Source organism: Endozoicomonas sp. SESOKO3 (genome assembly GCF_024606255.1).
This window is the reverse complement of record NZ_JAHHPR010000134.1, coordinates 1-8,578: the sequence shown is the minus strand read 5'-3', so window position 1 is coordinate 8,578 and position 8,578 is coordinate 1. Positions and strand designations below refer to the sequence as shown.

Annotated in this window: 7 protein-coding genes; 6 read left to right on the top strand and 1 reads right to left on the bottom strand. The window is 49.5% G+C overall.

Features of this window, described 5'->3' with window-relative positions:
- Positions 1-286 (top strand): hypothetical protein (locus tag KDK18_RS02445; protein ID WP_257252944.1); only part of this gene is annotated, 286 nt, incomplete at its 5' end.
- Between the two features lie 66 nt (positions 287-352).
- Here the strand turns inward: KDK18_RS02445 and KDK18_RS02440 are convergent.
- Positions 353-1,639, bottom strand: coding sequence for a WD40 repeat domain-containing protein (locus KDK18_RS02440; protein ID WP_257252943.1), 1,287 nt, complete (start codon positions 1,637-1,639; stop codon positions 353-355).
- A gap of 548 nt (positions 1,640-2,187) precedes the next feature.
- Between KDK18_RS02440 and KDK18_RS02435 the strand changes: the two genes are divergently transcribed.
- The 5 genes from KDK18_RS02435 to KDK18_RS02415 all read left to right on the top strand — a co-directional run bounded on the left by KDK18_RS02435 (position 2,188) and on the right by KDK18_RS02415 (position 8,565).
- The gene (locus tag KDK18_RS02435) at positions 2,188-3,108 is read left to right on the top strand and encodes an ABC transporter transmembrane domain-containing protein (RefSeq protein WP_257252942.1); all 921 of its coding nucleotides are present in this window, start codon (positions 2,188-2,190) and stop codon (positions 3,106-3,108) included.
- Positions 3,021-4,316 carry an ATP-binding cassette domain-containing protein gene (locus KDK18_RS02430; protein WP_257252941.1) on the top strand — a complete coding sequence of 432 codons (1,296 nt, stop codon included), beginning with the start codon at positions 3,021-3,023 and terminating at the stop codon, positions 4,314-4,316. Before KDK18_RS02435 ends, KDK18_RS02430 begins: the two co-directional genes overlap by 88 nt.
- Positions 4,309-5,718 (top strand): HlyD family type I secretion periplasmic adaptor subunit, encoded by a 1,410-nt coding sequence (locus KDK18_RS02425; RefSeq protein ID WP_257252940.1) that lies wholly within the window; start codon positions 4,309-4,311, stop codon positions 5,716-5,718. The genes KDK18_RS02430 and KDK18_RS02425 overlap by 8 nt, the downstream gene beginning before the upstream one ends.
- Before the next feature lie 104 nt (positions 5,719-5,822).
- Positions 5,823-7,544, top strand: coding sequence for a bifunctional protein-serine/threonine kinase/phosphatase (locus KDK18_RS02420; protein ID WP_257252939.1), 1,722 nt, complete (start codon positions 5,823-5,825; stop codon positions 7,542-7,544).
- 298 nt (positions 7,545-7,842) lie between these two features.
- Positions 7,843-8,565 (top strand): hypothetical protein, encoded by a 723-nt coding sequence (locus KDK18_RS02415; RefSeq protein ID WP_257252938.1) that lies wholly within the window; start codon positions 7,843-7,845, stop codon positions 8,563-8,565.
- Positions 8,566-8,578: the final 13 nt, after the last annotated feature.

Here is an 8,578-nt window from a genome sequence, read left to right as displayed (position 1 = left end):
GAACAGGATCATTCGCAGAGGGCAACGGCTGGTACATTACCTGAGCAGCCTGGCCGGAGGCGGGAAAGACGACGCTGACACGGATACAGCGAAGAATAAGCAGCAAGAGGTGGCAAGCCTGAACGACACAGAGCTGAACCGACACTACCAGCGTCTGGTGCAGGACCTCAGTGCCCTGTCAGGCCATCGCAGTGGCGAGAGTCCGTCGTTTATGCCATCGGCAACCCAGAGAGTGGGACAGAACCTGACAACTCCGAAGCCTTTGACTATGGTAGGTCAGGGATGACAACCCCCGGGCTTTGAGGCAAGCTTTCAGTTTTGAGTCAGGCGTCCCGGTCAGAACAACTGTTGCTTATCTTGGCAATAGCACCCCTCCAAGAAAAGCTGCGAATAACATAGCTAAAGGAAGGCTTGCAGGAGTCAAATAATTTGCATCATTTTCTACAGTGGCTTTTTTACTGACCCGATAAATACTGACCTTGCCATCATTCCAGCTGACTGCCAGCTTAGTGCCGTCGGGACTGAAGGCAAGGTCCAACACCTTAGCTCTGCTAACATAGGGTAGGATTTGCGGAGAAGCGGACAGGTCGTTCGTATCAAAAATTCTGACCGTCCCGTCAAACACCCCAACGGCAAATTCAGTGCCGCCGCGATTATAGGCAACTCTGGTTACACCGTCTCCCACGGGCAAGAGGTAATCGAGAGTGTACCTGGAGCCACTTCCGGCTTTCATGCTAAAAACCCTGACGAATTCATTAGCTCCCACGATTACCAGCTGGTCATCATCGTCACTGTAGTCAATGCCACGTATTTCTGCCGGAAAAAACACGCTTTGCAAGAGGTCGGAACTCGTCGTGTTATAAACCGAGGCTCGTGTGGTAATCCCCGCGATTGCCAGCTGGGTGCTGTCTTTGTTGAAGGCAAGAACACTTGCTCCGTTTGACTTATCGTCGAGGGTGTAAAGGTGGGTGATCGGATCCTTCACTCTATAAACCATGACCTCACCCTTAACAGTACTACCTTGAATCACCCCACCCCCGAAGGCAAGAAGAGTGCCGTCGTGGCTGTAGACAAGAGTCTGTATCGGCTTTGTTGAATTGGACAGGGTTTCCAGATGTGCGAACGACTGGTCATCATAAATCCTGACCTCTTGATCACCCTCCACGGCTGCCAGCTGGCCGCTGTGGCTGAAGTCGATGCTCTTCACCGGATTATTTGCTGTATGAAGGGTTCGCCGGAGCCTCGGCTCTGTCACGAAACTCACACTAAAAATTTGTATGGCTCCTGAAGTTGGACACCCGCTTTTGCCCTGACCGGCAGTGATTCCCAAAGCCAGGATACCGTTCCTGTTCCATGAAACACTCCCAGCAATGTAAGGCTTGCAGTAACTCACTGCCGGGGCAGAGCCGTTTGTGGGGATGGGGGTTGATTGTGGCAGGACACTGCTCACGGATGTAGGGACTGGTGTAATAATTTCCGGCATCCGGTTCGGATCTACAGTAATCACATGCTCCAATCGAACATTCACTTTTGCTGCTGACTGTTTAACGTCATACGTCGTATGAGCTTGCACCTGCAGACAGCCTGCTGTCAATGGAACAAGCAGACCCGCAATAGCCCAGCACTTCTCGATGCTCATGGCTTTTCTCCAAAACCCCAGCACAGCTGAGCGTAAAAGCACACGCAGCATACAGAAAGCAGGAGGCATCATCACTCCCTGAAAGGCGGCTATCACAAAAATGAACCCACCTATGTGGGAATGGCGACTGGCTGTATGGTGTCAAAGCCTGACTGCACTGGTTTTCATACTTTGAACCGTTTTCCAGATTATCGTGACCACGAGAGAAAACAGAAAAACCGGAAGACTTTACCCGCTGGTACTTTTTTTCACTAGGGATTTATATAGGGCCACCTGATAGGACATGTCAAATTTCATCTTCTTCCAATGTGAATATGAGCCGGATGGTTGGGCTTCCGGACGCTTACCCAAAACCATACTTCTTGCGAGCCCCTTCAGGAACCACTGCCGGAACTTGCATCGATCAAGAAAGAGCTGTAACGGGTTATGGATGATCTAAACTTACCGCTTCGCAACAATCTCTCCACAATAATCTGAGCGAAAGCCAGATGTGGGAATAATACTTTAAACGAAGAAATATCATACGACGGGGGACGCACAGTAGAGCGATGTATGAATCCAACATCAAATCAGCAGCTGCCGCACTTGCTCTCCTGCTGAAATTCCACGAAAAGAATGTCGACATCAGCTCGCTGATTCATGAGCTATCCGGTAAAGATGTCAGTATCGACTTACGGGAACTGGTCAGGGTATCCCGGCGCCTTGGCATGAAAGCCCGGAAGGTTACAGTTAAAAACAACCTTCATAAAGCCCCTCTCCCCTTCATTGCCCAGGGAAAAGATCAGCAGTTTTTTATCATTGCCAGTTTCGATCCGGAGAAACAGACTGTCATGGTACAACTTTATGGTCAGCAGCCGTGTATTCTGAAACTGGATGAACTCTGGAAAAACTGGGATGGCAGCGCTCTCTGGATGACCAGACGGTTTGATTTGAGTCACACCATGAAACGCTTTGGCATCAGCTGGTTTATTCCGGTGGTGATCAAATACCGCCGGGTATTGGGCGAAGTGGTTCTTGCCTCGTTTTTCCTGCAACTGTTCGCCCTGATTACCCCAATCTGTTTTCAGGTGGTTATGGATACCGTGCTGGTGCATCAGGCCATCTCCACCCTGAATGTTATTGCCATCGCTCTGCTGGTCATGTCGTTATTTGAAGTGACCCTGGGAACGTTGAGGATGTATCTGTTTTCCCACACCAGTTGCCGCGTGGATGTGGAACTTGGCAGCCGCCTGTTCGAACACTTGTTAAAAATACCTATTGCCTATTTCAGTGCCCGGCCTGTGGGTCAGGTGGTGGCTCGGGTTCGGGAGCTGGAAAACATTCGGGAGTTTCTTACCAACAATGCCATGACTCTGGTGCTGGATCTTTTTTCACCATTGTTTTGTTTATCGCCATGTACTTCTATTCGTCGACGCTCACCTGGGTCGTACTGGCTTCCATCCCATTTTACATTCTGCTTTCCGTACTGATCAGCCCCGGCCTGCACAACCGCGCCAAAGAACGGTTTGAGCGCAGTGCCATTAACCAGGCCTTCCTGACGGAAGCAGTTACCGGCATGGAAACCCTGAAGTCAACCGCTGTTGAGCCAAGAATGCAGTCCCGCTGGGAGCGTTATCTGTCGAGCTATGCCAAAGCCAGTTTCAACAGCAGTGTGTTGGGCACGGTGGGCAGCCACCTGGTAGAGCTGATTAACAAAATTGTCACCGTAGCACTGTTGTGGATTGGCGCCAAAGAGGTCATCAGCGGCAGTCTGACTATTGGTGAGCTGATTGCCTTCAACATGCTTTCAGGCCAGGTAGCCCAGCCTATCCTGAGACTTTCCCAGCTCTGGCAGGAGTTTCAGCAATTCCGGATATCCATTGCCCGCCTGGGTGATGTTCTGAACACGCCCCAGGAGCCACAGCAAAGTCTGGATAAACCACCCATAGCGGCACTTCAGGGCCATATACAGATGGAACGGGTCAATTTCAGTTACAGCTGCGAACTGCAGAACACCCTGAGCGACATCAGTCTGATGATTCCTGCCGGACAAACCATCGGCATTGTAGGAGAGTCCGGTTCCGGTAAGTCGACGCTGGCAAAACTGTTGCTGCGTCTCTATGTGCCAAACACCGGGAAGGTGTTGATTGACGACAACGACATTGCCCTTCTTGACCCCTCCTGGCTGCGGCGACAAATCAGCGTTGTGCTTCAGGAAAACACTCTGTTCAACGGTACCATCCGGGAAAACATTGCCCACACAGACCCTCTGCTGCCTATGGAAGCTGTGATTGAAGCAGCCAAACTGGCAGGTGCCCATGAATTCATCACCCGCCTGGCCCGGGGCTACGACACCGAGCTGGGCGAGCGGGGTACTGGGCTGTCCGGTGGCCAAAGGCAACGGATCGCCATTGCCAGGGCACTGATCAGCAATCCGAAAATTCTTATTTTTGATGAAGCAACCTCAGCACTGGACTACGAGTCCGAGCACGTGCTGCAACAAAATATGGACGCCATTTCCGAAGACCGAACAGTGATCACAATCGCCCACCGGCTTTCAACCATCAGACATTGTGATCGAATTATCGTAATGAGAGATGGCAGGATTACTGAAGATGGCACTCACCACAGCCTGATCGAAATGAACGGCTACTACACCCGATTGTGGAACATCCAGTCAGGTAATCAAGATGATTAAACGGCTCAAGCGTATCGTCTCTGCTTTTCATTCCAGGGAAGAAAACGAGTTCCTGCCCGCTGCGGTAGAAATTCTGGAGACCCCCGCTTCACCCCTCAAACACGTCTTAACAGTTGGTATCTGCCTGTTATTGGTGATTGCCCTGGTCTGGGCATGGTTTGGCAGTATTGATGTCGTCGTAGAAACGGAAGGGCGTGTTATTCCCGACGGGTATTCAAAAAAAATCAGCCCCATACAGGTGGCCAGAGTCAGCACCATCTTTGTCAGTGAGGGGAGTCGGGTAAAAAAAGGTGACAAACTGATTGAGCTGATCCCCAACCCAACTGACTCAGAAAATAATACCCTGCAAACCACCCGGGAAATTACCAGTGCCCAGCTGTCTGCCCTGAGAGAGAAAACCCTGCTCAGTCTGGTCAATACTCCAAACCTCAACCAACCGGTTTCGGTCAACCTGGAACAGGAGGCAACCCTTCAGCAGCTGGTCTTTGAAGTTCCCCCTGACGAACAGCGATGGTCAACAGAAAACAACACCCTGACCAGTGAACTGGATGCCTTTCTTTCGGCTGATAAAGCAATAGCAAAAACCATTGATGAGCTATCCACAACACTGCTGGTTGATGCCGAAGAAATTCAGCGCCTTCGGCTTTTGCACCCTATCCATGACAAGCTGGCTACCATCACACAGGGCCTCTATGAGAAAAAAATGATGTCCGAAGTGGACTGGCTGACAAGAAGGGAAAAACAGATCGACACCACCCAGCAACTAAAAGTCATGGTGTTGCGCCATAAAGAGCATGAAGCCCGATACCAGTCTTTACTGGCCGAGCGACAACAAAAGCGTGAATCCTTTATCTCGAACCATGTCAAGGAGTATCTGGGAGCGATCGAACAACTGGATCGTGCAGCCAAGACGGGACAGAAGGCGAACCAGCGAGAAGAAAATCAGATATTAATAGCTCCCATCGACGGCATTGTCCAACAAATCCAGGCTCACTCCTCTGGTGATGTGGTTCAGCCGGGTCAGCCTGTCATGGTGATTGTGCCCACAAATATACCTCTGATCGTTGAGGCCACTGTTCTCAATAAAGACATTCGCTGGGTTAAGACCGGACAGAGCGTGCAGGTGAAAGTCGAAACCTTCCCCTATACCCGCTATGGCTATCTTGACGGTCATGTCCGTAGAATATCTGGTGACGCTATTAACGATGAACAAAAGGGTTGGGTTTTCCAAATCTATATTGATCTGGAAAAAGATTGGTTCCAGGTGGATGATCTCAGGATCAGACTACAGCCGGGGATGGTAGTAACCGCTGACGTCGTCGTTAGCCAACGTCGTTTATTAGAGTATTTCCTGTCACCCCTGCTGCGCTATCAGAAAGAAACCTTTCGAGAAACCATGTAGGGCAATATTGATATAAACTCGCGGCATTTTCCTGTTATGTCATTGCATTTGACAGCATCTGCCGCCAATGGTTTTCTTAGTGCCGGAAAACAGAAAAGAAGAAAATGAAGCCATTAAAAATGACCACAGCCGGTGCCAGCAGTGCCGGCATCAAGGAAGAAAATCAGGACGCCTGGGTGGCGGAGATGCCAGCAAACACCCAAGTGATGAGTGACAAAGGCGCCATTCTGGCTCTGGCCGATGGCGTCAGCGCTTGCAGTGAAGCCCGCCGGGCCAGTCAGACCGCTATTTCCAGCTTTACCTCTGATTATTACAGCACCCCGGATTCCTGGACAGCCCGTCATTGTGCCGCACGAATTCTCAGTTCATTAAACCGCTGGCTTTACCAGCAGGGTCGAACGGACCCCAGGGATAAAGGCAGCTGGTGTACCACCCTTACTGCCATGATTCTGAAGTCAGCTACATTGCATCTGGTGCATACCGGGGACTCCAGAGCGTGGCGCATGAGAAATAATGAGCTGGAATGTCTGACCCGGGATCATACCGCCACCCTGGGTGGACGACAGTATCTGGCCAAGGCACTGGGCATGACACTTGATGTCGAAGTGGATTACAAATCAGAAGCATTGGATGCCGGAGATATATTACTGCTGACTACCGATGGTATTCATGATTTTCTTTCACAGAATACCATCAAAGAGTGCTTTTACCAGCAGAGATCACTGAATGAAGTTGCACAACATCTGATAGATCTGGCATTAAAAAATGGCAGCAATGACAACCTGACCTGTGTTATCGGTCGCATTGATGAAGTACCATCCGGAGATGCCTGTGAGAACCTGGAAAGGCTTTCTCAACTCAGATTGCCACCGGATCTCTACCCTGGTCAGATACTCGACGGCTATCACATTCTCGAAGAACTTCACGCCAGCAAACGCAGCCAGCTTTATCTTGCAGAAGACACTTTGTCTGAGCCAGCCGATGCCAACCATGTGGTCATCAAAACCCCTTCCATCAACTATGAGGATGACCCTGATTACCTCGAAGGTTTCATGCGTGAAGAGTGGATTGGCCGCAGGGTAAAACATCCTTCTATTATGGAAATCATGGCCCCAAGACCCGGTCGGAAGTTCCTTTACCATACCTGTGAATACATAAAGGGACAGACCCTGCGCAACTGGATGCAGGAGAATCCCAAACCGTCTCTGACCCAGGTCAGGGATATAGTTGCACAGATGATCACAGCTATTCGGGGATTGCACAGACTTCAGATTCTGCATCAGGATCTGAAGCCGGAAAATCTGATGTTTGATCAGAAAGGTCGTCTAAAACTGATTGATTTTGGATCGGCGCGAGTCGCAGGGGATTTGGAAAACCGGCAGGCTCATCAGAGTGATTTACCGCAGGGCACCAAAAACTATACGGCACCGGAATACTTTCTGGATGGTGTCATCGACGAAAGAGCGGATCAGTTTGCCATTGGCGTGATAACCTACGAATTACTGACCGGCAAACTGCCCTACGCGGAACATTCAGGCAGCAGTATCAGGGTCAGGCATTACCAGCATATGCAATACCGCCCTGCCAACCTGTCTGACTCAGCCATTCCTGCATGGATTGATTCAGCTCTGGCAAAAGCAGTGGCTGCTGACCCGGCGAAACGATATCCCGCACTGTCTGAATTTTTTCAGGATCTGAAGCAACCCAACCGTTCATTCCAAAGCCGCAGGTTCCAGCCCCTGATAGAAAGAAACCCGGTGCTTACCTGGCAGTTGATTGCACTGTTACTTTTGATTGCCAATCTGATCCAATATTTGGGCAGCTGAACGAGAGTGGATTGCAGGCACGAAATAACGGTTGTGATTGGCTAAGCAACCTGAAAATAAGGTCTGCTCCACTCGAGCCTTTTATATTGTTGGCAAATCAGGCCACTTTGCCGACAATGTCTTCCAGACTTGTAGCATTGAGTGATGCCATGTTGTATGTCCTTAAAGACAGAAATTTTGTTAGTGGCACTTAACAACCTGTTATTAATTTTCATTATGAAATCATTTATGATTTCAAACGTTAATTTTGAATACAATTTCTAATTAAAGATAAATACAAACTTTTGAGTAATGAGATATGGATGGAATAAATAACAGTAATAACAGTGTTATTTCATTGTCGCCGCTACATAATCGAACTAAAACAGAGAAAGAACCCATTGGTGTCATTATGGGTAAAAATGTCACTGTACATAACAAAAGTGAAGCTAAATTGCTTAAATTGTCCGCAGAAGCTGATGCAGGGCCATCAACGGTAGCACACGCTGCAACGTTTGAAGAAGCGACACGAACAATAGAGCGCTTCCTGAAGAACAACTCCGGCAATGAGCTACTGAGCACTCTTGGCATGACGGCAGAAGGGCGGATTGTCCTTTTGGCAGAGCAGGATGAATGTCAGCAGCCGAAACTGCGTCGGGCGCTTGAACAACAGCTTGAGGCACTGCTACCCGAAAATATAGCGAGGGCGCTCAAGGAGCGGGAGGTTGAGAACACAGTAAGCACTGAATTTAAAACACTTGTAAATTTTCGAAACCGTACCCTGCGGGACCGACAGATCCGAAACCGGCTGATGGAACTGGAGAGGCAATATACTTCTGAATTTAAAAAGCTCGATGAGCTGACCACGACCGAAATCACTGTCCTTGATGCTGCACTCACTACAGGCTCCAATGAACCGGACGAGCCTTTCGCGGAATACAGATTTAGAAACGAGTTCACCCAAGATCGCTGGAAATTTATTGATAACCGAAAATCGGGGGCCCGCTGTGTCAGGATAGATGTCGCCTCTTTTGATTCATGACTCTCAATAATTG

Excerpts from the sequence above, each read along its gene's own strand:
- KDK18_RS02440 (WP_257252943.1), bottom strand. The coding sequence starts at position 1,639 with ATGAGCATCGAGAAGTGCTGGGCTATTGCGGGTCTGCTTGTTCCATTG.
- KDK18_RS02435 (WP_257252942.1), top strand. The coding sequence starts at position 2,188 with ATGTATGAATCCAACATCAAATCAGCAGCTGCCGCACTTGCTCTCCTG.
- KDK18_RS02425 (WP_257252940.1), top strand. The coding sequence starts at position 4,309 with ATGATTAAACGGCTCAAGCGTATCGTCTCTGCTTTTCATTCCAGGGAA.
- KDK18_RS02420 (WP_257252939.1), top strand. The coding sequence starts at position 5,823 with ATGAAGCCATTAAAAATGACCACAGCCGGTGCCAGCAGTGCCGGCATC.
- KDK18_RS02415 (WP_257252938.1), top strand. The coding sequence starts at position 7,843 with ATGGATGGAATAAATAACAGTAATAACAGTGTTATTTCATTGTCGCCG.